Annotated in this window: 22 protein-coding genes and 1 tRNA gene; 11 read left to right on the forward strand and 12 right to left on the reverse strand. The window is 61.0% G+C overall.

What is annotated here, in order from left to right; all coding sequences use genetic code 11:
- Positions 1-175 precede the first annotated feature (175 nt).
- On the forward strand, positions 176-409 hold the full coding sequence (locus AAID99_RS11580; protein WP_498493961.1) for a hypothetical protein: 234 nt from the start codon (positions 176-178) through the stop codon (positions 407-409).
- Positions 410-423: 14 nt separating this feature from the next.
- Here AAID99_RS11580 and AAID99_RS11585 read toward each other — a convergent pair.
- Together AAID99_RS11585 and AAID99_RS11590 are read right to left on the reverse strand one after the other, a co-directional pair.
- Positions 424-498, reverse strand: a tRNA-Thr gene (locus tag AAID99_RS11585).
- Between the two features lie 125 nt (positions 499-623).
- Positions 624-1148 (reverse strand): SRPBCC domain-containing protein, encoded by a 525-nt coding sequence (locus AAID99_RS11590; protein ID WP_229719867.1) that lies wholly within the window; start codon positions 1146-1148, stop codon positions 624-626.
- Positions 1149-1277: 129 nt separating this feature from the next.
- On the opposite strand from AAID99_RS11590, the gene AAID99_RS11595 reads away from it, so the two are divergent.
- Positions 1278-2183 carry a LysR family transcriptional regulator gene (locus tag AAID99_RS11595; RefSeq protein ID WP_188427115.1) on the forward strand — a complete coding sequence of 302 codons (906 nt, stop codon included), beginning with the start codon at positions 1278-1280 and terminating at the stop codon, positions 2181-2183.
- A 36-nt stretch (positions 2184-2219) separates the two neighbouring features.
- Here AAID99_RS11595 and glnA read toward each other — a convergent pair whose 3' ends face one another.
- A complete protein-coding gene (gene glnA, locus AAID99_RS11600; RefSeq protein ID WP_264784131.1) occupies positions 2220-3602 on the reverse strand; it encodes a type I glutamate--ammonia ligase in 1383 nt (460 codons plus the stop codon).
- A gap of 569 nt (positions 3603-4171) precedes the next feature.
- Here glnA and AAID99_RS11605 point away from each other — a divergent pair.
- Entirely contained in the window at positions 4172-5347 is a 1176-nt protein-coding gene (locus AAID99_RS11605; protein ID WP_188427117.1) for an aminotransferase, read from the forward strand.
- On the opposite strand, the gene treF is transcribed toward AAID99_RS11605, so the two are convergent.
- Complete coding sequence (gene treF / locus AAID99_RS11610) at positions 5335-7365, reverse strand: alpha,alpha-trehalase TreF (protein WP_498494299.1); 2031 nt, start codon at positions 7363-7365, stop codon at positions 5335-5337. The two genes, AAID99_RS11605 and treF, sit on opposite strands and share 13 nt — an antisense overlap.
- 266 nt (positions 7366-7631) lie before the next feature.
- Between treF and AAID99_RS11615 the strand changes: the two genes are divergently transcribed.
- Positions 7632-8735 (forward strand): MFS transporter, encoded by a 1104-nt coding sequence (locus AAID99_RS11615; protein WP_229719869.1) that lies wholly within the window; start codon positions 7632-7634, stop codon positions 8733-8735.
- Between the two features lie 94 nt (positions 8736-8829).
- Positions 8830-10293: a metalloprotease TldD gene (tldD, locus tag AAID99_RS11620; protein ID WP_188427119.1), complete on the forward strand. Its 1464-nt coding sequence runs from the start codon at positions 8830-8832 to the stop codon at positions 10291-10293.
- Positions 10294-10384: 91 nt separating this feature from the next.
- On the opposite strand, the gene AAID99_RS11625 is transcribed toward tldD, so the two are convergent.
- Both AAID99_RS11625 and AAID99_RS11630 read right to left on the reverse strand, forming a co-directional pair.
- Complete coding sequence (locus tag AAID99_RS11625) at positions 10385-10819, reverse strand: hypothetical protein (RefSeq protein WP_188427120.1); 435 nt, start codon at positions 10817-10819, stop codon at positions 10385-10387.
- Between the two features lie 53 nt (positions 10820-10872).
- Entirely contained in the window at positions 10873-11292 is a 420-nt protein-coding gene (locus AAID99_RS11630; protein WP_188427121.1) for a hypothetical protein, read from the reverse strand.
- 197 nt (positions 11293-11489) lie between these two features.
- Here AAID99_RS11630 and AAID99_RS11635 point away from each other — a divergent pair, with 197 nt between their 5' ends.
- Both AAID99_RS11635 and AAID99_RS11640 read left to right on the forward strand, forming a co-directional pair.
- Positions 11490-11753 (forward strand): DksA/TraR family C4-type zinc finger protein, encoded by a 264-nt coding sequence (locus AAID99_RS11635; protein WP_188427122.1) that lies wholly within the window; start codon positions 11490-11492, stop codon positions 11751-11753.
- Positions 11750-12733 (forward strand): hypothetical protein, encoded by a 984-nt coding sequence (locus AAID99_RS11640; protein ID WP_188427123.1) that lies wholly within the window; start codon positions 11750-11752, stop codon positions 12731-12733. Before AAID99_RS11635 ends, AAID99_RS11640 begins: the two co-directional genes overlap by 4 nt.
- A gap of 42 nt (positions 12734-12775) precedes the next feature.
- On the opposite strand, the gene AAID99_RS11645 is transcribed toward AAID99_RS11640, so the two are convergent.
- The 6 genes from AAID99_RS11645 to AAID99_RS11670 all read right to left on the reverse strand — a co-directional run bounded on the left by AAID99_RS11645 (position 12776) and on the right by AAID99_RS11670 (position 18480).
- Positions 12776-13711: a 2-hydroxyacid dehydrogenase gene (locus AAID99_RS11645; protein ID WP_498493963.1), complete on the reverse strand. Its 936-nt coding sequence runs from the start codon at positions 13709-13711 to the stop codon at positions 12776-12778.
- A 122-nt stretch (positions 13712-13833) separates the two neighbouring features.
- Positions 13834-14661, reverse strand: a complete 828-nt coding sequence (locus AAID99_RS11650; RefSeq protein ID WP_332363906.1) for a 2-keto-4-pentenoate hydratase — start codon at positions 14659-14661, stop codon at positions 13834-13836.
- Positions 14662-14815: 154 nt separating this feature from the next.
- On the reverse strand, positions 14816-15628 hold the full coding sequence (locus tag AAID99_RS11655) for a hypothetical protein (RefSeq protein ID WP_188427126.1): 813 nt from the start codon (positions 15626-15628) through the stop codon (positions 14816-14818).
- Between the two features lie 125 nt (positions 15629-15753).
- Positions 15754-16233, reverse strand: coding sequence for a YaiI/YqxD family protein (locus AAID99_RS11660; RefSeq protein WP_188427127.1), 480 nt, complete (start codon positions 16231-16233; stop codon positions 15754-15756).
- 142 nt (positions 16234-16375) lie between these two features.
- A complete protein-coding gene (locus AAID99_RS11665; protein ID WP_188427128.1) occupies positions 16376-17926 on the reverse strand; it encodes a Do family serine endopeptidase in 1551 nt (516 codons plus the stop codon).
- Positions 17927-18033: 107 nt separating this feature from the next.
- A complete protein-coding gene (locus tag AAID99_RS11670) occupies positions 18034-18480 on the reverse strand; it encodes a nucleoside deaminase (protein WP_188427250.1) in 447 nt (148 codons plus the stop codon).
- Between the two features lie 180 nt (positions 18481-18660).
- Here AAID99_RS11670 and AAID99_RS11675 point away from each other — a divergent pair, with 180 nt between their 5' ends.
- From AAID99_RS11675 to AAID99_RS11690, 4 genes are all read left to right on the forward strand, one after another.
- Positions 18661-19392, forward strand: a complete 732-nt coding sequence (locus AAID99_RS11675; protein ID WP_188427129.1) for a gamma-glutamyl-gamma-aminobutyrate hydrolase family protein — start codon at positions 18661-18663, stop codon at positions 19390-19392.
- Between the two features lie 5 nt (positions 19393-19397).
- Positions 19398-20204 (forward strand): pseudouridine synthase, encoded by an 807-nt coding sequence (locus tag AAID99_RS11680; protein WP_188427130.1) that lies wholly within the window; start codon positions 19398-19400, stop codon positions 20202-20204.
- Positions 20204-20758 carry a 16S rRNA (guanine(966)-N(2))-methyltransferase RsmD gene (gene rsmD, locus AAID99_RS11685; RefSeq protein ID WP_188427131.1) on the forward strand — a complete coding sequence of 185 codons (555 nt, stop codon included), beginning with the start codon at positions 20204-20206 and terminating at the stop codon, positions 20756-20758. The genes AAID99_RS11680 and rsmD overlap by 1 nt, the downstream gene beginning before the upstream one ends.
- Before the next feature lie 276 nt (positions 20759-21034).
- The gene (locus AAID99_RS11690) at positions 21035-23731 is read left to right on the forward strand and encodes a DNA translocase FtsK (protein WP_229719871.1); all 2697 of its coding nucleotides are present in this window, start codon (positions 21035-21037) and stop codon (positions 23729-23731) included.
- Positions 23732-23735: the final 4 nt, after the last annotated feature.

The following is a 23735-nucleotide window of genomic DNA, read 5'->3' on the forward strand; positions in this document are numbered from 1 at the left end:
GCAGAACTCGGCTTCCATCGTTTTCGATGGGAGCCACCAGATAGAGAAATCCCTCCCGCACTGGGATATCGATGATGTCGGAACGCCGGACTCAATCAGGCTGGTCGATCACCACATCCGGTTGCAAGCACAGATGTTTTCGACGTGACGGATGCGGCACGATCGAGTGAGGCTTATGATAGATCGCCTGCATTTCCGCGATCGCTATGGTCCGACGGACGCGCTTGCCCCGGATATCCTGACCGGGCCTTCAGAGAGTTTCTATAGTGCCGTGCCAGGTCATAACAGCAAGACCGCGCAACGGTCCTGGATGGCTGGAACAAGCAACATCGCGTATCCGGCTTTTTATCCGACATGCCATGCGCTGTGCTCTATTCGTTCGCACAATGCGCTTTTCCAGAATGCTTGATTTATAAGGATTTCTGGTGCCGGGTGAGGGATTTGAACCCCCGACCTTCGGTTTACAAAACCGCTGCACTACCACTGTGCTAACCCGGCGAAAGGCGTGAATGCACCGCTTTTCGCCGGTTATCGCGGATTCGTCAAGGTGTTTCCCAGGTGAAGCGCCCAGGCGCCGTCAATCCTGCCTCTATCCGCAAACCGGCGTAGTGGCAGGGATATGATCACCCATGCTGTCTCCAGGATCTTGCTGCTGCCACAAGGCCATCAAGCCAGTCCTGATGGCCATTGAGCATTGGGTTGGGATGGGTCGTGGCGAGTTGCCTTGCAGGGGCACCATTCTGGGTTTCCTGCGTCAGGATGCGCAGGCGATTCTGCGGCATGGCTTCAACAAGCCAGGCATGATGCACATCAAGCCGCGTGGGAGTCCCTCTTTCACCAGCCCAACCATGCCATGCCAGACGTCCAGCAAGACCCGGCACAGGCGGAACATACTCTGTGATCTGTGCCTCAACGGGAAACCCAAACGTCGTAAACCGGAACCTGTCACCCAATGAAAACCCTGGCCCAGCCCCCTTATCAAACGACGGATCAGCCGCATTACCGTAGTAACCCGGCCATTCGGCCGGGTGGCAAAGCAGGTGCCACACTGCGGCGATTGGTAGATCGTGAATGATGACTTCGTTCGAGACAAAATTATCGGACAGTCCGGGCAGATAGCCCGCTGGCCAGATGATGGCATTCATCATGATGGATCGCTCCGGCTGGAAAAGGACTTTCCTGCCTCTAAAATGATATCATGAAAAATCATGTTTTCTGATTTTTGCTATCATTATTCATGATGGATCACTCTCCTATCTTCCGTCGAAAGCATAGTCATGACCCGCCTCGACAAGCTCGATCTCACCCAGCTCCGCGCTCTCGACAGCCTCATTGCCACAGGAAGCGTCACTCGAACGGCCGAGGCTCTGGGGGTAACGCAGCCTGCTGTCAGCAATATGCTCGCCCGCCTGCGTGACGCCTTCGATGACCCTCTTTTCATTCGCCAGTCACGAGGCCTGGTCTGCACCCCACGCGCTCGCGCACTCCAAAAGCCGCTGCGGTCTGTTCTGGATGGGCTCGGCGCGCTCTATGCACCACCGGATTTCGATCCGGCCAAGGCGACCCTTACCCTCTCACTGGCAGCCACGGATTATGCTGCAGCGACCATGGTCACACCATTCATGAAGCGCCTGCAGGACACAGCCCCCGGCATTCGTCTGGCCCTGCACGGCCTCGATACGGCCTCGCTTCGCAACAGGCTGGAAGATGGGTCGCTCGATATGGCCCTCGTGACGCCCGAAGAAAGCCCTGCCTCGCTGCACAGCCAATGGCTTTTCCGGGAAACCTGGCTATGCGTCACACGACCCGGCCATCCCGTTCTGACAGAAACGGACAGTCTCGATGCTTTCTGCGCGGCGTCCCATGTCGTGGTATCGCCAGATGGCGGAGGCTTCGAGGCGCAGACCGATCGTCAGCTCCATCTTCTGGGAAGGAAACGTCACGTGGCCGTCTCTGTGCCGGGGTTTCTGATGGTTCCCGAGCTTCTGAAGACAACCGACCTGCTTGCCGTATTGCCCGCCCGGCTAGTAGCGGATCGGTCCGATCTGGCCGTCTTTGCGCCCCCGCTCGATCTGCCCGGTTTTGACAAATACCTCGTCTGGGCCGATCGCGCCGATCTCGACCCGACACAGACTGCCCTGAGGGCCATGCTGATCGATACCGTCTCTGGCGCGCAGGCATAAAAAAAGCCCGGCTCGAAAGCCGGGCTTCGTCTCGGATCAGACCGAGTAGTACATTTCGAACTCAGCCGGGTGCGGCGTGTGTTCGAACTTGTAGACTTCTTTCCACTTCAGCTCGATGTAGCTCTCGATCTGGTCCTTGGTGAAGACATCGCCTTCGAGCAGGAACGAGAAATCGGCTTCGAGGGCTTGAAGGGCTTCACGGAGCGAACCGCAGACCGTCGGGATCTGGGCCAGCTCATCCTTCGGCAGTTCGTACAGATCCTTGTCCATGGCTTCGCCCGGGTGGATCTTGTTGCGGATGCCGTCGAGACCAGCCATCAGCATGGCGGCGAAAGCAAGGTAGGGGTTGGCGGTCGGATCCGGGAAACGGACTTCGATACGCTTTGCCTTCGGGCCGACCGAATACGGGATACGACACGAAGCCGAACGGTTGGCTGCCGAGTAAGCGAGCAGAACGGGGGCTTCAAAGCCCGGGATCAGACGCTTGTAGGAGTTGGTCGACGGGTTGGTGAAGGCGTTCAGCGCCTTGGCATGCTTGATGATGCCGCCGATGTAGAACAGCGCATCTTCAGACAGGCCAGCATACTGGTCACCGGCGAAAAGCGGCTTGCCATCACGCCAGATCGACTGATGCACATGCATGCCCGAGCCGTTATCGCCAGCGATGGGCTTCGGCATGAAGGTAGCCGTCTTGCCATAGGAGTGAGCGACATTGTGCACGCAGTACTTGTAGATCTGCATGAAGTCGGCCGACTGGACCAGCGTGGCAAACTTGGTGCCCAGCTCGTGCTGCGACTGCGCCACTTCGTGGTGATGCTTTTCGATCGGCAGGCCCATTTCGCCCATCGTCGAAAGCATTTCAGCGCGCAGGTCGCCTTCACTGTCGACCGGAGCAACCGGGAAGTAGCCGCCCTTGACCACCGGACGATGGCCCATATTGCCTTCCGGATAGTCCTTCATCGAGGCGTCAGGGCCTTCGATGCTGTCGAGCTGGTACGTGCCGTAATTCGGGCCCGTGCCGAACTTCACGTTGTCGAAAATGAAGAACTCGGCTTCCGGACCGAAGAAGGCGGTGTCGCCCAGGCCCGTGGTCTTCAGATAGGCTTCGGCAGCCTTGGCGGTCGCGCGCGGGTCACGGGCATAATAGTTGCCGGTGCGGGGCTCGACGATATCGCAGATCAGGATCAGCTGCGGCTTGGCCGAGAACGGGTCCATGACGGCCGTAGTCGGGTCGGGCAGGAGCACCATGTCGGATTCGTTGATGGCCTTCCAGCCGGCAATCGACGAACCATCGAACATGAAGCCTTCAACGAAGGTGTCTTCTTCGATCGTGGTGTGCCACTGCGTCGTATGGTGCCACTTGCCCTTCGGGTCGGTGAAGCGCAGGTCGACCAGTTCGACCGAGTGTTCCTGCATCAGCTCGAAGACGCGCTTTACAGCGGCGCTATCTGGCTTGCCGGGCTTGGCATTCGCTGCATTCGTGGAAGACGCAGCCTTGGAAGCCGCGGCTGGAGCTTTTTTCGCCATTTGTCAAATACCTGTATCTGCCTCAAGGGGCCGCACTGATCGGCTGCAAAACGATTAGGACAGGATTCGCGAACTGTCGAGTATTCCAAAGGCTTTTTGCGACGCACCACGCATGAAAAACAGCAATCTTCTCCCCCCGGTAAGGCCCTCAAACACCTTTCGGAATCAAAACGACGCATGACAGACCAACAGAAAAAGCATATCGGATCGCGTCACTCCCTCATTTCCGATTTTTCCGATCACCCACGCGACTGTGATGCGCATGGACGGCCCGTAACGCCATCGCGACCGGAATCCGTCCCTCCAATCCAAGGGCGCCGCCGGCAATACACGCTCACGACCTCCGGATTCAGAACCCCTGCCTTCAGCACCTACATGTCAGGGCGTTTTACAGGCGGGATTATGCCGGTATCATGCCCTATTCCTTTGCAGCCCCAGCCCCTTTGCAGTGCAGGATCGCCATGAAAACTCCCAACGCGTTTCTCGGCTCCTTGCCGACCACCATTTTCACGACGATGTCCCAGCTTGCCATGGCTCATGGTGCCATCAATCTGGGGCAGGGCTTTCCCGATACCGAAGGCCCGGCAGAGCTGATCGATGCTGCGGCAGAGGCGCTGAAGGACGGGCGCAACCAGTATGCGCCCCTTACCGGCCTGCCCGAGCTGCGCGAGGCAGTCGCCCGCGCCAACGGGCGCGATTACGGCCTCGATATCGACCCAGCGACAGAGGTGATCGTTACCTCAGGCGCGACGGAAGCTCTGGCGGTCAGTCTGATGGCGCTCATAGAGCCGGGCGATGAGGTGGTGCTCATCGAGCCGCTTTATGACACCTATCTTCCCGTACTACGCCTGCTCGGTGCCGTACCGCGCTGCGTACGGGTGGAAGCCCCGGACTGGCACCTGCCGGAAGACGCCCTGCGCGCCGCTTTTTCAGCCAAGACCAAGCTGATCCTGCTGAATTCGCCCATGAACCCGAGCGGCAAGGTGTTCAGCCCGCAGGAGCTCGATCTGATCGCCTCGCTCGTGCTGGAGCATGATTGCTATGCGCTCTGCGACGAGGTTTACGAACACCTTACTTTCGGCGTGAAGCACATCCCCCTCATGACGCGGCCGGGTATGAGAGAGCGGGCGATACGCATTGGCAGCGCAGGGAAGAGCTTTTCGGTCACCGGCTGGAAGATCGGCTACATCACCGCCTGCCCGACTCTGACCGCCGTCATCGCCAAGGCGCATCAGATTATTGCCTTCTCGAGCGCACCCAATCTGCAGCGCGCTGTGGCAAAGGGGCTGGATCTCGGAGAGTCGTTCTTCACCACGCTTTCAGACAGCCTGCGCGCACGGCGCGATCTGTTTGCCGAGGGTCTGCACGCGCTCGGCTTTCCGACCCTGCCCGCCGATGGCAGCTATTTTGTGGTCGCCGATATCAGCGCCCATGCCAATGGCCGAGATGATGTCGCTTTCTGCCGCGATCTGGTCGTCGAGTCCGGTGTTGCCGCCATCCCGGTCTCGGCATTCTACGACCCGCAGGGCGCCGAACCCCCGCGCCATCTCATTCGCTTTGCGTTCTGCAAGACCGAAGCCGTTCTGACCGAAGCGCTCGACCGTCTCGGTCGCCATTTCAGCCCTCAGGAGGGCTGAAACGCCGTCATCTTCTTGGTCGACACGCGCTGATCAAGGGGGGCCGCCTGTGGTGACTGCAGCCCCCCTGATGCCGTCTTTTCAGCTGCCTGCTTTGCTGACCCGTTCCCGTCGGTCGGCGTCCTGTCGGATGCGCCATCGGCAGAGGCAGACTTGCCCGGTTCGCCCCCTGTTTCAACATCACCGGCTGGTTTGGCTGGTGCATCGGGAGATATCTGCGGCCCGACGGCGCTGTATGGGTCGCTCGGGGGAAGAACATCGATAGGCGTCTGATTGGCCAGCGGATTGTGCCTGAGGATCTGGGCTGTATCGGCAGGATAACGCCGCATCAGCCCCAGCAGCGTACCATTGGTCCAGCCGAAGCCAATCTGCATGGGGTATTCGCCACCGCCCTTGCCACCCGTGGCGCTGACGCCCGGTGATTCGACATCATATTTTTCCAGCAACACGCCCGATTTCTCGTAGGTGCCAATCACGCGAGCCATCCAGCGTCTGGCAATCGTCTCGCCCAGATCGCTTGCCCCGTAATTGTTGAGGCCCTTGATGGCCATCCACTGCTCCGGCGCCCAGCCATTGGGGGCATCCCATTGCTGGCCGCTTTCATGGTCGGTTGCCATGATGCCACCGGGCTTGAGCAGCTTCGCCTGAATGGTATCAGCCACCGCCATCGCCTGTGCCTGGGTCGCCAGCCGCAGGAACAGAGGCATGGCCGTTGCAGCAGAGAGCACGTCGGTGGTTTGCCCCTTGCGCCAGTCATAATCGTAGAACGCGTTTTTCTCGTCATTCCAGAAAATGCGTCTCACGACCGCGGTGCGCTCGTCTGCACGCTGCCCGTAGAGTCTTGCCAGCTTGCGCTGTCCTGTCAGGGCATAGCCATGTTCGAGTGTCTGCTCGAGATGGGCTATCAGGCAATTCACCTCGATCGGCGCCAGATCCGTAGTGTGAATGGTTGCCAGTGTGTGCCCGTCTGCCAGCCAGCGCGATGAGAAATCCCACCCGGTTTCAGACCCCGCACGCAGATCGCGATAGACATCCGAAGGGGCACGCGTTCCCGCGCGCGCGGCGGTCGCGACATCCTCGGGATAGCTCTCATCCCTCGGGGTATCGAGATCATCCCAGTGTCGCAGAAGCAGCGTGCCGTCAGATAGACGCACCAGATGACGATAGGCCTGCCCCGGCTTGAGCGCGTCGGCACCATCCATCCAGTAATCATATTCCTTCTGCAGTTCGGGCAGGAAGGTTCGATAGGCACCCTGACCGTCATGCTGGGCAAGAAGATCGACCATGAGCGAGAAGAAGGGCGGTTCGGACCGGCTGAGATAATAGGTGCGCGTCCCGTTAGGGATATGGCCATAGCGGTCGATCAGCGACGCCATATCCTTCACCATGCCACGCAGCAGATCCCATTGCCCGGTCTCGTAAAGACCGATCATGGTGAAATAGGTGTCCCAGTAATAGAGCTCCGAGAAGCGCCCTCCCGGCACGACATAGGCATAGGGCAGAGGCAGCAGAGACGAATACGACATCGGCTTGTCAGGCTGACGGGTCAGGACGCCCCACATCCCCTGGATATAGTCATAGATATTTTCGTCTGCCTTGCGCCGATAGGACACATCGCGACGCAGAGGCGGGGAGAAATGCTGGGCGTAGAAAGCCTTGATGCTGAACCCCGGATGCTGTCGCTGGGCCTCCCAGTCCTGAAGCAGCTTCGACGGTGCCTCATCGGGGCGTGAATCAGCAATCGTCTTGAAATCGGGCGCCAGATGCGCCCCGCCAATGGCCGCAAAGAGACCGCCCATCGCGATGGATGGCGAGCGCAAATCCTGCGGCACCGAAGGAACATGAAGAGACTGCGCTGCCTCGCTCGCCACGGTCTCCCGCGACGCCGAGGGTGCGCCGGTCGATCCTGTCGGGGATGGCGCGGCTGCAGGAGAAGTTTCGGGCGGAGTGGAAGCCGCCGGAGGGGCTGCGGGCGTACTCTGCCCGGATTCCGCCCCCTGTTCGGATGCCAGCGCCATGCCATGCCCGGCTGCAGCGCCGGTTATCACCAGCGAAACGCCCAGAAGCAGGACATGAGAGAAAGAAAGACGGTGTCTCGTCATGCGGTCTCCTTGAAATCCGGCCCGATACGCGCGGGCTTTCTTTCTCTGAGCACGGGTTTGAGGCAGCATCCTGTCATAGATGTGACTCGAGCCCCGTGAGGTTTTGTGGCGCTCTCCTCCCCCTCGACGCCAGAAACGCCAGAAAAAGGGACTCCCGGATGAACAGGACAGCTGTGCAGAGGTTGCAAAACAGTACTCGCGCCGTCTTTTTTCTGGTCGGAGTCGTGTCGGCGCTCTGGTCCTGCCTCGTGCCTGTCGTAAAGCGGCATGCCGCCCTGAATGATGGTGCGCTCGGCCTGCTGCTGCTCTGCCTTGGTATCGGGTCGATCATCGGCATGCCTCTGGCAGGGCAATGGGTCGGCCGCTGGGGCTGTCGTATTGTCGCGACAGGCGGACTGGCCCTCGCCGGTACGCTGCTCATGCCTCTCGCCCTGCTGCATGACGTGCCGCTTCTGGCTGCGTCCGTCTTTGGCCTTGGCATGGGGCTGGGGGCTGTCGAGACCGCCATGAACATTCAGGCCATCGATGTTGAAAAACTGAGCGGCAGGCCGATGCTCTCGGGATTTCACGCCTTTTTCAGCATTGGCGGTGCAATTGGTGCGGCGGGGCCACAGATTCTGACTCTGGTGCAGGCGCAGCCCTGGGTGAGCGTGCTGATTGGCGAGCTGGGAATAATCGGTCTGTTCGGTGCCGCCTGGCGCGGCTTGCTGAACCATGCGGAACCCGGCGGCGGGGCGGGTTTCGGCCTGCCTCGGGGCATCGTCTGGCTGCTAGGCCTGCTGACATGCATCGCCTTTCTGGCTGAAGGCGCCGTGCTCGATTGGGGCGGGGTCTATCTCTCGGGTGAACGCGTCGGCTTTGGTATCGCCCCGGGATGGGGATACGCCGTTTTTGCTACGGCCATGACCTTCGGGCGCCTGACAGGCGACCATGTGGTGGCGAAAGCCGGGCCAGCCCTTATCATGGCAGGGGGCAGCCTCTGTGCCGCTCTTGGCTTCGCCCTGGTGGTGTATGGCCCCAATGCGCCCCTTCTGCTTGGCGGGTTTGTTCTGATCGGGCTGGGCTGTGCCAATATCGTCCCTGTTCTTTATGCCGCCACTGGCAGACAGTCGGTCATGAAGGTCAATGCTGCCGTCGCTGCCATCACCACAATGGGCTATGCGGGCATTCTGGCCGGGCCTGCCCTCGTGGGCGCCGTGGCTCATGTCAGCAGCCTCTCTGTCGCCTTCCTGCTGCTTGCCGCTCTGCTGGTCTTTATCGCGCTGAATGCGCGTCTTGCCCGCTGAATCCCGTATTTTTCCGTCTCCGTGCGGCTTTCCCCTCGCATTCATCGGCAGGACGCGCCATGTGTCTGGGTTCAAGAAGGAGCTTTTCGTACCCATGCCGATATACGCCGAAGATGCGCCCCTCTCCGCCCTCGCCGTCACGGATCGCCTGTTTTTCGAGCGTGCCGACAGCACGCTGACGCGCGACGAGGCGGAAAAGATCGTCACGAAATCACTCGACGGCATCGAGGATGGCGAGCTTTTTCTCGAATATCGGGAGAGCGAATCCATCGTGCTGGATGATGGCGTCATCCGGTCGGCAAGCTTCGATACGTCCTCCGGTTTTGGCCTGCGTTCTGTCATCGGCCCCGAGACCGGCTTTGCCCATTCCGACGAGATCAGCAAAAGCGCCCTCGAGCGTGCAGCCGGTGCCGTCTCCGTTGTGCGACAGGGGCGCAGTGGCACGCTGTCGGCGCCTCCGCACGCGACCAATCGCCGCCTTTACGCACCGGAAAGCCCGCTGAGCGATACCGACTTTGCTGCACGCGCCGCCGTTCTGGGCGAGATCGATGCCTATGCCCGCGGGATCGGCCCTGAAGTGGTTCAGGTCTCGGCCAGTATCGCCACTGAGTGGCAGGCCGTACAGATCATGCGCGATTCAGGTTTCCGCACCGCCGATCTGCGCCCGCTTGTGCGTCTGAACGTCTCGGTCGTGCTCGAGCGTGACGGGCGTCGCGAGAGCGGCAGCCGGGGCATGGGCGGGCGCTATATGCTGTCGCGTCTTCTGGGCCGTGAAACCTGGCAGGAAGCCGTCGATGAGGCGGTGCGCCGCGCCAGGGTCAGTCTGGAAGCCAGCCCGGCGCCGGCTGGAGAAATGGATGTGGTGCTGGGCCCGGGCTGGCCGGGCATCCTGCTGCATGAGGCCGTCGGTCACGGGCTTGAGGGCGATTTCAACCGCAAGGGGACGTCCAGTTTCAGCGACATGGTCGGCAAGCGTGTCGCCGCCCCCGGTGTCACCGTAGTCGATGACGGAACACTGGCAGAGGGGCGCGGCTCACTGACCATCGATGATGAGGGCACGCCCTCAGGCCGAACCGTCATGATCGAGGATGGTATCCTTCGCGGCTTCATCCAGGACCGGCTCAATGCCCGCCTTATGGGCGTGGCACCCACCGGCAATGGTCGCCGCCAGTCCTACGCGCATGTTCCCCTGCCGCGCATGACCAACACGCTGATGCTCGGCGGAGAGGCCACGACAGAGGAAATGATCCGCTCGACGAAGCGCGGCCTTTATGCAGTCGATTTCGGTGGCGGGCAGGTCGACATCACCTCCGGCAAATTCGTTTTTGCCATGTCGGAAGCCTATCTGATCGAAGACGGGAAGGTGACGCGCCCGGTCAAGGGGGCCACGCTCATCGGCAATGGCTTCGATGCCATGAACAAGATCTCGATGATCGGTCAGGACGTGGCGCTCGACCCTGGTATCGGCACCTGCGGCAAGGCCGGTCAGGGCGTGCCTGTCGGTGTGGGCCAGCCGACTCTGAAGCTGGCGGGCCTCACGATCGGCGGCACAGCCTGATCCTTCATCAGGCACCTTTCCCCCCCGGTCAGCGTGCTGACCGGGGCACTACAGGATAGGAAAAAACCTGTCTCCCCATGCCGAGACAGGCTTAGCGGGCGCGTCTGGCCCCAAGCGCCATACCTGCCACCATAGCGGCATAGACCAGCCCCATTTCCTTTTTTGAAAATACCAGCTCCCAGCCAGGGGTGAACCGCTTGGGCGTTGCCTTGTAATCGGCAAGAGCCGCCACTGGCCCCAGGGCAAGGGTCACAAGCACCGCCCTGATACGACCGGGCTTTCTGCCCAGTGCCAGATCGTAGAACACGGACCAGAACAGCAGGGCAGCGATATTCGTCGCGATGCCGGTCCCGCTATGTTTCAGATCAAAATCCCGGATATCAGCGGCCTCAGGCCCGACAAGCCAATGGGCTGTGCAATTGACCCCCTGAGCCGCACTGAACCCGCGTTTGCGCGCGAGTGCCAGGAGGGCTGCATTGCAGGTGAGAGAGCCGATCAGGGTCGAAGCAAAAAGGCGCGTGCGCATTAGGAAAATCCTTGAAGTGTCAGATGGGGTGTCAGCAGGCCCTATGAGCTGTTTCAGTAGAGAATGAGGCAGATTGCGCCACCGATGATGCCCATCGTCCAGAAGATGGAGATGACGATGCGATGGCGTATGGCGCGCAGCGCCAGGAGGCGCATCAACGGGTCGAGCGCCGCCTCCTCGCTGCTGGTGTTGTCACGCCTCTGCGTGTCGGATCGCACCGCAAGACGGTCTTCCGCACGGACCTGAACCGCAGCGCACCAGTCCTGTCGCAATGTATCGAGTTCAGCACGGCGATAGAAAATCTTGCCACGCAGTTTCAGCTTTGACGGGCCACAGCGGAAAAAATCCAGTGCGCGGAAAAGCCCTGGCGCCAGCCCGAGATGGGCGGCTGCCTGTGCCGGGTCGAGCAGGGCCTGCACCGGAAGCAGGGTGACCGTACTGCTGCCGCTCTGCCCTTCACCTGATTGACCCATCTGCCCCGCCTCGTTTCGTCCGGCCTCGCTTTCCCGTGAACGACGCCACGGCTCAAGGGTTCAGTGCATGACTCGATGACACGTGAAAACCCTGCCTCCATATGGGGAGACGGAAGATGCCAGCCCTTCCTCCCCCTTTTATCACGGCCCCGCCATCGCCATATTCAAAGGCTGTCACGATAAGGGAGGATATGCTCATGGCGACCGGCTGGGCTCCCGATGGAGCCGTTCAGGACCAGATCGACGATACGATTGCCGATGCCGTCAATCGCGCGCGCCACGCCATGCCAAAAGGCGAGAGCGCCGAGGAATGCATCGAATGTGACGAGCCCATCCCCCTGGCGCGACGACAGGCTGTGCCAGGCGTGAAACTATGCGTTGCCTGCCAGGGCGCGCGTGACAGCCGCCCCGTCTTTACCGGTATCAATCGTCGAGGCAGCAAGGACAGCCAGCTTCGATGAAAGCCGCATGCCGGGTCGGCGCTCTTGTCGCGACCCTGAGCGCATTCTGGATGCACGACGCTCTGGCGCAGTCGACCCCCGATTGTATCGATGGCGCGGTTTCCATACCGCTTCTGGGCGGGAAGGGAGACTCACCCATCCTGCCCGCTACGCTGGGCGGGAAGGAAATCGCCCTCTATTTCTCGAGCGGTTTCGATGTTCTCTATGTGGGAGATATGGAAGGGTTCGACATCGACGATACCCGTCGGACACATATCATCCTGACCAACCGGGAACATAGCGAGAGCCGCCCTGTCATCAAGGCCGGAACGCTCACGCTTGGCGGGCTCGATCTGCAAACCCCGGACATGATCCAGCTCATTGACTACCCGATGCAGCATATCGGCACGCGCCCTCTGATCGGTACGATCGGCAGCACTTTCTTCAACCGTCTCGCCTTGCTGCTCGACATGCCTCACGGCGTTTTCGGCCTCATCCGCTTCCGTCAGGATGCTGCCTGCAGCAATGCACAGGCAGGTTTTATCGGTACTGGCGCGCAGGCCCTGCCTCTTACGGGCAATGACACCATAATGGGTCTGATCGAGGGCAAGGAACGTGAGCTGTCACTCGATTCAGATGTTCCAGTCACCACCCTGCCAGAACGCTGGCTGAACAGACCTGCCCCCGGGGATTCTGCCGATGACGCGCAGCACCCGACCGTTGCGCTCTTTGGCGATCTCCACTCCAGACTTCGTGGAACAAAGCTCGGGACATTCCGTATTGGTCAGGAATCCCTCGATAATATGCCTGTCTTTACCCAGCGCGATCTGGGCGTTGGGCTGCTGGGGGTTGATTTCTTCCAGTCGCACATCGTGTTGTTCGATTATCCGAACCACCGCGTCTTTCTGCTGCCTGCCCGTTCGCAGGTGACCCGTCCTGGACTGAACCTGCATTTCGATCGCTTCCGCGAAGGGCAGACCAGCGTGAAGGAAAAGCGCTGAGATCGCGCTGTCTGGCAGCGCGATCCCATCGAAAACCCCCAGTCAGAGCACGGGGGTCAACAGGGGCTTGCCCTGGAAGAAGGCCGCGAGATTATCGAAAACGAGCCGCCCCATGGCCTGACGGGTCTCGACAGTCGAGGTCGCGCGATGAGACTGCAGAACCACGTTGTCGAGACCATAGAATGCCTCGGGCACGTGAGGCTCATTGGCAAACACATCGAGCCCGGCGCCTCGTATCGTGTTGTCGCGCAAGGCCTCGATCAGCGCCTCTTCGTCAACGACCGAGCCACGCGCCACATTGATCAGAAAGCCCTTCGGGCCCAACGCCTCAAGAATGCTGCGATCGACCATATGAAAGGACCGTGCGCCCCCTGACACGCAGAGCACCAGCACATCGGCCCAATCGGCCAGCACACGTAATTCCGGATAGAACGGATATTGAGGCGTATCGGTCTGCTGACGTGAGCTGAAATAGGCAATCGCCATATCGAAAGACGCCGCACGTTTGGCCACAGCTTTGCCGATATGGCCAAACCCCGCAATGCCGAGCTTCTTACCCTTGATCGTCCATGAGTTGACGACGGGTTCATGCCCCCATTTCCCGGCACGCACAAAACGGTCATTGCAGGAAATGCCGCGCACCACATCGAGCATCAGCCCGATGGCCATGTCGGCCACGTCATCGCTCAGCACGCCCTGAGCTGTCGCAAGACGAATACCCCGGCGCCCGCACTCATCGAGATCGATCTTGTCGATACCGACCCCATTGACGGAGATGACCTTGAGATTGGGCAGGCGGTCTATGATGGCCCGAGGCAGACCGCTGCCACCGCCTGTCGTTACCCCCTCAATCCGCTCTGCCAGAGGCCCCAGCGCCTCGATCGAGATAAACTGATGCAGGCGAAAAGGCGTGCCGAGCTGCTCGTTGAAGCTCTCAGGCATGGGGTCGATCATGAGGATATCGGTCTTGCTGGCCATGACTCGTCCATCTTGCGGATTACAGAGCTTTCGACCCTAGGAAGAACGCCGCCGGGACGCTCATCACCTTGCCGTTATACCCTTGTGACGAAGCGCCCCGTATCCTTCAGATCGTACCAGGTTCAGAGCCGAAACGGCGCCCCCAGCCGTGCCTCGACAGGAAACAGCCCCTCGAAAGAAACGCAGATTTCGGCCGGGTCATCGAGGAACAGCGTGCCCATGGTCGAGCCTGTGGTCACGACATCGCCTGCACGCAGCGGGCGACCGCGCTCAATGGCATGATTGGCCAGCCAGGTAAGCAGACGCAATGGATCGCCAGCCTTGTTGCCCCCCTGCTGGTCGTATCGCTTTTCGCCATTGACCAGCATGGTCATGGGCAGGGTGGTCGGGGAGAAATCACGCCATGAAGTCACGCCACGCCCGACAACCAGCACGCCATGGCTGCCCTGATCGGCCAGATGCGACAGGTTATGCTGCGAATTCGGGGTTACGAAGCGCGTATCGAGCAACTCGATCGCGCCATGGATGGCCCCGATCGCGTCGGCCACCTCTTCCTTCGTCCAGGGCTCTGCCCGCGCTGGCAGATCGCTCCTGAACGAATAGGCGATCTCGGCCTCGACACCGTGGAAGCGACAGAAGGATGGCGAAAGATCCTGCCCGCTTTCGAAGACCGTGGCCCGATGCAGCGGCGCGCAGGAAGGCAGGGCGGTGGGCGTAGCCGCACCCACTTTCCACCCGACGATCTCACCCTTGCCGGATTCACTCAGCGCGAGAGCCACGACATCCTGCACGGCATAGGCGGCTTTTGGATTGATGGGCACAATGGTCTCGGGAACAGTCTGCAGCGGCTTGTTGGTACGTCGGGCTTCAAGCAACATTGAGGCCAGAAGGGCATCGGGGGCTGTCTCGGTTGCCGTCTGGAGGGAGGTCTGGGAGAGAGAAGCGTTCATGGTGTCGGTCATTTCCGGATGAATGAGCGTCAGCAAAAAAATCTCGATCGAGGCGCATCGCGCTCAGTACCAGCAGGCAAGAGCAGAATCGCTTCGATCAGTCGCAGGAAACATGACACGCTGGTAAGAATTTGGCCATCTTTCCTTTTGCCTGTCAGTACGACCCGAAAAGATTGCCTGTCTCTGATTTTACGGGCTGGTCGAGTTGCAATGCCTGGAAAAATCGCAGATCGAAACTGCGAAACACAACGTGGTTTGCAGCCGCAATCAGGTTCGCCACCAAAAGGCTTCCCCACATCAGATATGAGCCGGGCGCAGTAAAGGTGGCCGTCTTCTGCAGGAGAACTATTACCAGAGCGAAGGGAATCGCCAGGACACCGCCCCAGAAGATGTAGCTCCAGACATGCCCTTTCATCGCCTCGTAACTTCGACGGATTTGAAAACCCGCATTTCCGCTTTCCCAGGCGAGGTAGCTCATGGCGAAACACCGTACGGCCAGCCATATCCAGAACAGGCACAGCGCACATAGGAGGCTTATTCCTGCTGCTTTCGTCGTGAAGGCCGCGCTTCCACTCAGATAATCGTTGGCCCCAGACGCTGCCAGAAGGGTCAACCCGGCAGGGAACGCCTGAATAACCGCATTGACACCCAGGGACTGCAACCCGCCCCTATCCAGCCGCCACAAGGCAATACCTCGCCATGGCGTGAGCCATGCACGGGTAACGGTCAGCGTCAGAAACCACATCGCAATCATGTCGAGACTGCTCAGGACGTGCAGGGTTGGATGACGCAGGGCACCATCAATCAGCCCCCCGGCGGATGACCCTGTCTGCCTGACTGCCTCAATCAGACAGTCTCCTGCCATCAGAACACCGATGAGGATCATGACGTCTGCGCGCTTCAGAAACCGTAACTCGAAGCTCTGCTGCATCAACTGACCAGCTTGCCAGAACGACAGTTTCCTCATTCCTCACTCTCCTGCTGCCCCGCCATCCGTGAGCGCGTGTCACGCGCGCACGATATCTAATGGGAAAGCCGGGAAGGAAATCACTCTGTGTAGAGCCCCTGAGACATTCTTCGCCTGCGCGATGCCTATGCGGGTGGCAGGATCATAGGGCGCAGACGGGGTTTACGGGCCTTGTTCACCAGCGTGTCGAGCGCAGAGAGAAAGCGGGAGCGGTCGGCTTTGCCGAATGAGGCGCCACCCGGCGTCATCATGCCTGCCGAGCGCAGATCGGTCATGAGATTGCGCATGGCAAGCGCCATACCGATGGCATCGCCATCAAGCACACGGCCTTTGGGCTCGAGCACATGCACACCCTTCTCGACACAGCGGGCTGCCAGCGGAATATCGGCTGTGATCACGATATCGTTTTCGACCGAATGTTCGGCAATCCAGTCATCGGCCAAATCCGGGCCCGCATCGACCACAACACGTTCGATCAAAGGCGAGTCCGGCAGGGCGATCATGCGATTGGCCACAACGAACACATGCAGCCCATAGCGCCCGGCTACGCGATAGATTTCATCTTTGACCGGGCAGGCATCGGAATCAATGAAGATACGGGTCATGGCGCCACTGTGCCGCAGCGCGGCGGACGCCGCAAACCTTGCCCGGCAGGTTGGGGTCTCTTCACGCAAAAAAGGGGCAGGGTCCGTGAACCCTGCCCCTTTCTGCTATCATTCTCCCGGCAAAGCGGAAGATCGGTCGAAATCAGTTGGCGTCGTCGCTGCCATCATCATCTGTATCGCTGCCAGCAGGCGCGATGGCCACGAAAATCAGCTGGCCGTCACGCAGGACACGCAGCAGGATCGGCTGCTTGTTCTTCATGACGCCGCGCACGGCGGTCAGCACAGCGCGGGGGTTATCAACCGCCGTATTGCCCACTGCCTGAATGATGTCACCGGGGCGCACACCGGCCTGTTCTGCGGGCGAACCCGGCGCGATCTGGCTGATCACTGCGCCCTTGACGGTATCGTCGACACCAAGCTGCTGACGCATGTCACGGGAAAGCGGCGCGAGCGAAATGCCGATCTTGCCGCTGCCCGACTGGCTGCTGTCATCACCGGAAGACGCATCCTGACCTTCACCGTCTTTCGGCATATTGCCGATCTTGGCCGTGATGGTCTGTGGCTTGCCATCGCGCAGAATGTTCAGCGTGGCATCGGTGCCGGGCTTCATCGAGACGGTATGGACAACCAGATCATGCACGCTCTTGATCTTGGCGCCGTTGAGCGCGGTGACCACATCGCCGCTCTTCAGCCCGGCCTTGTCGGCGGGACCGCCCGGCGTCACCTGCGCTACCAGCGCGCCTTCTGGCGGTGCCCCCGGCTCGCTGGGCTTGAGATTGAGCGCCTGGGCGAGGGTCGGCGAGATGCGCTGCATCAGCACACCCAGATAGCCGCGTGTCACATGACCCGACGTGCGAAGCTGATCCACCACGCTCTTGACCGTGTTCGACGGAATGGCGAAGCCGATACCGATCGAACCGCCCGAAGGCGAGATGATGGCGGCATTCATGCCGATCACCTTGCCGTTCTGGCTGAAGAGCGGACCACCGGAATTGCCGTGATTGATCGGCGCATCGATCTGGATGAAATCATCATAGGGACCGGCATTGAGATCACGCCCGCGTGCCGAGACGATACCGGCCGTTACCGTGCCACCAAGCCCGAACGGATTGCCGACGGCCACAACCCATTCGCCGGGCTGAACATTGTCAGAATCGCCAAGCTCGATGAACGGCAGCTTGCCATTCGGCTTGATCTTGAGCAGGGCAACATCGGTCTTGGGGTCACGACCGACAATCTTGGCGGGCAGGGTCGTGCCATCGTCAAGCGTCACCGACACCTTGGTTGCGCCATTCACCACGTGGTTGTTGGTGACGATGTAACCGTCGTTGGAAATGATAAAGCCCGAACCGCGCGCCTCGACCGTGCGATGCGTCGGCTGCTGCTGCGGGGCCATCTGGAACGGGAAGGGGAAGGGGAAAGGCATCTGCTGGCCCCCGCCCCCGCCACCTTCTTCCTGCTCGGCCACATCGGCACGGATATGGGAAGTGATGGAGACAACGGCAGGCTTCACCTGCTTCACCAGATTGACGAAATTTGGCAGCGTCTGGAGCTGGGTCTGCGGCGTGATCGGCCCCTCAGCCCAGGCGGGTGACGTGATGCCAACCCCGAGGGAGAGTGCGGTAGCTGCAACCAGAGCCAGCGGGCGGAGCTTTCGTGAAGGCGTCAAACGAACAGGCATGGCGTCAGTCATGATCTTTCCAGCTTTGGCACCCATCAGGTGCGGGGTGGTAAGAGAAACTTATGAAGTCGCTTCCGGTTCGTCCAGAATAGGCGCGCGTAAAAACGTGGTAATCCGTTTCAGGAATCGCGTGTTTCCCGCAATGTTATGAAAAAATCCCTCAGTATTCGGGCATTTTCCTGCTCGCAGACCCCCCCTATCACTTCAGGCCGGTGCAGACAGGCGGGCTGCTCAAAAATACGTGGCCCGTGATCGACCCCTCCGCCCTTGGGGTCGTAAGCGCCAAAGATCACCTTCCCGAGCCGGAAATGCACCATGGCCGACGCACACATGGGGCAGGGTTCAAGCGTGACCACCAGCGTGCATCCGGCCAGAGAGCGTGTGCCAAGTGCAGCAGTCGCCGCCCGCATGGCCAGAATTTCCGCATGGGCACTAGGGTCCTGACGCGCTTCGACCTCATTGGATGCCCGGGCAATCTCGCGACCATCCGGCGCCAGCACGACGGCACCCACCGGCACCTCGCCACGGGATGCGGCTTCATGCGCGGCCGCGAGGGCCAGTTCCATGCCGATCTGGCCAGACCTGTCTCTGTCAGCCTGTTCGTTTCCTGCCTGAAAATCAGGCTCGTTTTGCGGGAATTCTTCGGGCACGGCTTCTCCCACTCAGAGACGTATGAGCGACAGATGCCAGGGTGATCGACACACAGGCGCTTTCTGTTTGCTCAAAACCCTGTTTACATCGTTGCCATGACACGCGCACCTCTCATCGGTCTCACGCTCGATATCGAACCGGGCGGCCCCCAGGAATTTTCGCGCTGGCCCTACCACGCGCTGCGCCAGAATTATTTCAGCGCAATCGCGACCGCCGGGGGGCTGCCCGTCGGATTGCCCCATGACCCCGCACTTGCCGCAGCACTGATGGCCCGTCTCGACGGTCTGGTCGTGACAGGAGGGGCTTTCGACCCCAATCCGGCACTTTACGACGAGGCACCACATCCCCGCACCACGCTCAAACCCGGTCGCACCGATGCCGAGCTTGCCTATCTGACCGCCGCTCGCAGCAGGGATCTGCCCGTGCTTGGAATCTGTGGCGGCATGCAGCTCATGGCCATTGCCTGGGGGGGCTCGCTGTTTCAGCACCTGCCCGAACAGGCCCCCGGCCCGATTGCCCACGAACAGCCCAACCCGCGCGACGAGGCCGGGCATGAGGTGACCATTCTACCCGGCACGCTGCTCTCGCGCTGCACGGGGGCAACAGGGATGCGCGTCAATTCATCGCATCACCAGGGTGTACGCGATGCAGGAAGTCTTGTGACAAGCGCTTACGCGCCCGATGGTCTGATCGAGGCAATCGAGACGGATGACGGAATTTTTCGTCTGGGGGTGCAGTGGCACCCGGAATTCGCTATCGATCCGGGAGACGCGCGTCTATTGGCTGAATTCATCAACGCCGCCCGACACGCGACACCACAGGACTGACGAGCATGACCGAAGAACAAAAGGGCGAGCGCATCGCCAAATGGATGGCCCGCGCTGGCGTAGGCAGCCGACGCGACATTGAGCGCATGATCGAAGCCGGGCGCATTCGCATGAACGGCTCTTCGGTCGAGCATCCCGCCACCTTCGTGCAGGATGGCGATATCATCCAGCTCGACGGCAAGGTGATCGGCAACAAGGAACACACACGCGTCTGGCGTTATCACAAGCCCGACGGGCTGATGACCACCCATCGCGACCCCCAGGGCCGTCCCACCGTGTTCGACTCCCTGCCCGAGGGCATGCCCCGTGTGGTGAGCGTCGGGCGTCTCGATATCAATTCCGAAGGGCTGCTCCTGCTCACCAATGACGGTGAACTGGCCCGGCGCCTCGAGCTGCCCTCGAATTCCTGGATCCGTCGCTATCGCGTGCGCGTGTTCGGCGTGGTGGACGAGCGCAAGCTGGCCGCTCTGGCCAACGGCTCGGAATTCGAAGGCGTGCGCTACGGCCCCATCGAAGCCGGTCTGGACTCGCAGAAAGGCGATAATGCCTGGCTGACTGTCAGCCTTCAGGAAGGCAAGAACCGCGAAATCCGCCGCGTCATGATGGGGCTCAATCTGCATGTCAGCCGTCTGATCCGCGTTTCCTACGGCCCATTCCAGCTCGGCACGCTGCAGAAGCGCGAGATTGAAGAGGTTCAGGGCAAGATCCTGCGCGAACAGGTTCCCGGACTCGCCGCTGCCCCGCGTCGTGTTCGCCGTGTCGTGAAAGACAAGACCCCCGACATCGCCAGCCCTGAAGCCGAAGAAGAATAATGCGTATCGTCGGCGGTGAGCGCAAAGGCGTCGCCCTTCAATCCCCTCGGGGCGAAACCACCCGCCCCACCTCCGACCGCGCCCGTCAGGCCGTTTTCGACATGCTGGCCCACGCCCCCTGGGCGGGAGCGGATTTTCTGCATGAAGCCCACGTGCTTGATGCTTTCGCTGGCACAGGTGCTCTTGGTCTTGAGGCTCTCTCCCGCGGCGCAGCTTCGGCCATTTTCATGGAGCAGGACCGTAGCGCCCGCGCCGTGATCTCGGCCAATATCCGCGCCTGCCGCTTTGATGATCGTGACCTCTCGGTGCTGACATGCGATGTGACCCGCGCACCGCGCGCCTCTCGCCCCTGCACGCTCGTCTTCCTTGACCCGCCTTATGGCAAAGACCTGGTGCCCGCTGCCCTCAAGGCCCTGACCCGCTCGGGCTGGATCGCGCCCGGTGCCGTTATCGTGGCCGAAACTGCCGTCAAAGACGAACTCGCTGTCGATCTCCCCCTTCTGACCGAGCGTCGCTTCGGTGTCGCTCAGGTCAGGATCTGGCGGGCTTCGTGATCCCGGAGCTCCGCCCTTGACCTGCGGAGGGACAAGCCCCCCCCCCCTCGATCCCCAGTTTAATCAATCAGGTTTGCCAAAGGACGACCGTCTTTTAGCGAGGAGCGGGGCCGAGCCCCGCATGACACGAGATTGGCGGAAATCTGTCCTTTTTTGCTCTCGTCTCGCCGCGTTGTTCCGCTATAGTTCTGCCATACGACAGGTATAGTTTCAGACGATGCTCGACGCCCCATGTGCGGGGTGCAACGAATTGCGCAAGCACAGGAAGATGTGAATTTGGCTTTGTTCAGCCGCTGGCTCTCACCCGCCAACGCCTCGCCCAGACTACGCAGCCAGTTGCATGACCGGTTGACGGAGCTTGGCGGGTTTGTCCTGCTTGCTCTTGCGCTTGCGCTCGGTGTCGCCCTGTGGAGCTATAATCCGCAGGACCCGTCTTTTGATACCGCGACCACGGCTGTACCCACCAACCTTCTGGGGCAACCCGGAGCAACCCTTGCCGATGGGCTGGTGCAATGGCTTGGCCTGGCCAGCGCGCTGCCGATTATCGTCATGCTGTGCTGGGCGTGGCAGATCGTGCGCCATCATGCGCTCAGCGTGCCCATCCTGCGCTTTATAGCCTTTCTGTGCCTGCTGCCGGTTGCGGCGGCGCTTATCGCCACCCTGCAGGTTCTGATGCCGGTTCTGACCACAAGCTGGCCTTCGCGGGCTGGGCTTGGCGGACAGCTGGGGCTCGTTCTGGCCGATCATCTGGTCGCAACCGGGCGGGCGACGCTCGGCCGGGCGGGCGGCGTAATTTTTTCCCTGCTCGGCCTGCTTCTGACAGTCCTTCTTATTCCGCTTGCGGTTGGTCTGCGCCGTAGTGAGTGGCGCGCCCTGTTCAGGGGCGCCCGCTCCGTGGGCAAGGGATCGGAACATCTGGCGCGCCGCATGGGCAATCGCGCCCGTCAGACAACACCCCCTGACTGGAGCAGCTACGAGCCGATCGAGGCGAATGCCTATCGCCATGAGCATCCCTACCCCTCGCCCAGACAGGCCAGCGAAACGGCGCGCCAGCCCTTCATCCCGGCCAACACAGGATGGCTCCAGCCTCCGGAGAAGATCGACGAAGCGCTGCCGGCCCTTGCGAACACCCAGACGCAGAATACCCAAACGCAGAGCTCACAGGCGCGCACCCAGACGTCCCCCGTGGCCGAGCCCTCTGCACCTGCCAATCCCTATGCCATGCAGCTGGCACAGATCGCCCGCGATCAGGAAAGCGGCCCCCGCCCGGCGGCCGTGACGCGTTATGCCGAGATCGAAGACGCCACGCCTTATGCGGAGGAACCGGCCCCAAGACCTCAGCCGCAAGAGGAGCCCAAGCGCGGATTTTTCGGGTTCGGACGTGCCCGCACAGAGCGCCCCAGCCATGAACAACCCGCTGCTGCCGCACGTCAGGGCTGGGAAAGCGCGGGCTGGCAGCCGCCCTCGCTCGGCCTGCTCCGCAAGGCGCCGGCCCATGGTGGCAGCGGCCCCTCCAATGAGGTGCTGCAGGCCAATGCGCGCCTGCTGGAACAGGTTCTGTCTGATTACGGCGTACAGGGGCAGATCGGCGACATCCATGCCGGGCCCGTGGTCACGCTTTATGAGCTGGAACCGGCGCCGGGCATCCGTTCGGCCCGTGTGATCGGTCTGGCCGATGACATTGCACGATCGCTTTCGGTGCTGAGCGTGCGTATCGCAACCGTGCCGGGGCGTAATGTCATCGGCATCGAGGTGCCGAACGCCTCACGCGAGACCGTCTATTTCTCCGAACTGCTCGACACGCCCGAGTTCCTCGAACCCGGTGCGCAGCTTCGTCTGGCACTCGGCAAGGATATTGCAGGCAACCCGGTCTATGCCGATCTCGCCAAGATGCCGCATCTGCTGATCGCCGGCACCACGGGTTCGGGCAAATCGGTTGGCGTGAATGCCATGATCCTGTCGCTGCTCTACCGGCTGACGCCGGAAGAATGCCGCCTGATCATGATTGACCCGAAAATTCTCGAACTTTCGATCTATGACGGTATCCCGCATCTGCTGACGCCGGTCGTAACCGAACCGAACAAGGCCGTTGCCGCGCTCAAATGGACCGTGCGCGAGATGGACAAACGCTATCGCTCCATGGCCCATCTGCAGGTGCGCAATATCACGGGTTATAACCAGCGCGTGCGTCAGGTGCGCTCGACGGGTGAGCTGGTGACGCGTCGTGTGCAGACGGGGTTTGACCCCGAAACGGGCCAGCCTGTTTTCGATGAGCAACAGCTCGCGCTCGAAACCATGCCGCATATCGTGGTGGTGATCGACGAAATGGCCGATCTGATGATGGTCGCAGGCAAGGAAATCGAAGCCGCCGTACAGCGTCTGGCGCAGAAGGCGCGAGCCGCAGGCATTCACGTCATCATGGCGACCCAGCGTCCTTCAGTCGATGTGATCACCGGCACCATCAAGGCCAATTTCCCGACACGTATCTCCTTCCAGGTCATCAGCAAGTTCGACAGCCGCACCATTCTGGGCGAGCAGGGCGCCGAGCAGCTGCTTGGCCAGGGCGACATGCTTTACATGCAGGGTGCTGCGCGCATTACCCGCGTGCATGGCCCCTTCGTGACAGACAGCGAAGTCGAGGATGTCGTGGCAGACCTGCGCAGCAAGGGCGAGCCGATCTATAATGATGAGGTGATCTCCAGCCTCGAGGACGAGGGCGGGAGCGCTTCTTCGAGCGGCAATGGCATGAATGGCGGCGGATATGATGCTGAAGCCAGCCTTTTCGATCAGGCGGTCGATCTGGTGACGCGCGAAGGTAAGGCCTCGACCTCCTTCATCCAGCGCCATCTGTCGATCGGCTATAATCGTGCCGCCAAGATCATCGAGCAGATGGAAAAGGAAGGCATCGTGAGTTCGGCCAATCATGTCGGCAAGCGCGAGGTTCTGGCCCGCCGTCAGCGCGACGAAGACTGATCCT

Source organism: Asaia sp. Ae19-3 (genome assembly GCF_059801175.1).

What these genes read in the sequence shown, in the direction of transcription:
- treF (WP_498494299.1), bottom strand. Translation starts at nt 7,365, where the DNA reads ATGGCGCTGGCATCCGAACAGGGGGCGGAATCCGGGCAGAGTACGCCC.
- AAID99_RS11625 (WP_188427120.1), bottom strand. Translation starts at nt 10,819, where the DNA reads ATGCGCACGCGCCTTTTTGCTTCGACCCTGATCGGCTCTCTCACCTGC.
- rsmD (WP_188427131.1), top strand. Translation starts at nt 20,204, where the DNA reads ATGCGTATCGTCGGCGGTGAGCGCAAAGGCGTCGCCCTTCAATCCCCT.
- AAID99_RS11635 (WP_188427122.1), top strand. Translation starts at nt 11,490, where the DNA reads ATGGCGACCGGCTGGGCTCCCGATGGAGCCGTTCAGGACCAGATCGAC.
- AAID99_RS11605 (WP_188427117.1), top strand. Translation starts at nt 4,172, where the DNA reads ATGAAAACTCCCAACGCGTTTCTCGGCTCCTTGCCGACCACCATTTTC.
- AAID99_RS11675 (WP_188427129.1), top strand. Translation starts at nt 18,661, where the DNA reads ATGACACGCGCACCTCTCATCGGTCTCACGCTCGATATCGAACCGGGC.
- AAID99_RS11655 (WP_188427126.1), bottom strand. Translation starts at nt 15,628, where the DNA reads ATGAGGAAACTGTCGTTCTGGCAAGCTGGTCAGTTGATGCAGCAGAGC.
- AAID99_RS11580 (WP_498493961.1), top strand. Translation starts at nt 176, where the DNA reads ATGATAGATCGCCTGCATTTCCGCGATCGCTATGGTCCGACGGACGCG.
- tldD (WP_188427119.1), top strand. Translation starts at nt 8,830, where the DNA reads ATGCCGATATACGCCGAAGATGCGCCCCTCTCCGCCCTCGCCGTCACG.
- AAID99_RS11640 (WP_188427123.1), top strand. Translation starts at nt 11,750, where the DNA reads ATGAAAGCCGCATGCCGGGTCGGCGCTCTTGTCGCGACCCTGAGCGCA.
- AAID99_RS11660 (WP_188427127.1), bottom strand. Translation starts at nt 16,233, where the DNA reads ATGACCCGTATCTTCATTGATTCCGATGCCTGCCCGGTCAAAGATGAA.
- AAID99_RS11630 (WP_188427121.1), bottom strand. Translation starts at nt 11,292, where the DNA reads ATGGGTCAATCAGGTGAAGGGCAGAGCGGCAGCAGTACGGTCACCCTG.
- AAID99_RS11670 (WP_188427250.1), bottom strand. Translation starts at nt 18,480, where the DNA reads ATGGAACTGGCCCTCGCGGCCGCGCATGAAGCCGCATCCCGTGGCGAG.
- AAID99_RS11650 (WP_332363906.1), bottom strand. Translation starts at nt 14,661, where the DNA reads ATGAACGCTTCTCTCTCCCAGACCTCCCTCCAGACGGCAACCGAGACA.
- AAID99_RS11645 (WP_498493963.1), bottom strand. Translation starts at nt 13,711, where the DNA reads ATGGCCAGCAAGACCGATATCCTCATGATCGACCCCATGCCTGAGAGC.
- AAID99_RS11680 (WP_188427130.1), top strand. Translation starts at nt 19,398, where the DNA reads ATGACCGAAGAACAAAAGGGCGAGCGCATCGCCAAATGGATGGCCCGC.
- AAID99_RS11590 (WP_229719867.1), bottom strand. Translation starts at nt 1,148, where the DNA reads ATGATGAATGCCATCATCTGGCCAGCGGGCTATCTGCCCGGACTGTCC.
- AAID99_RS11595 (WP_188427115.1), top strand. Translation starts at nt 1,278, where the DNA reads ATGACCCGCCTCGACAAGCTCGATCTCACCCAGCTCCGCGCTCTCGAC.
- AAID99_RS11665 (WP_188427128.1), bottom strand. Translation starts at nt 17,926, where the DNA reads ATGACTGACGCCATGCCTGTTCGTTTGACGCCTTCACGAAAGCTCCGC.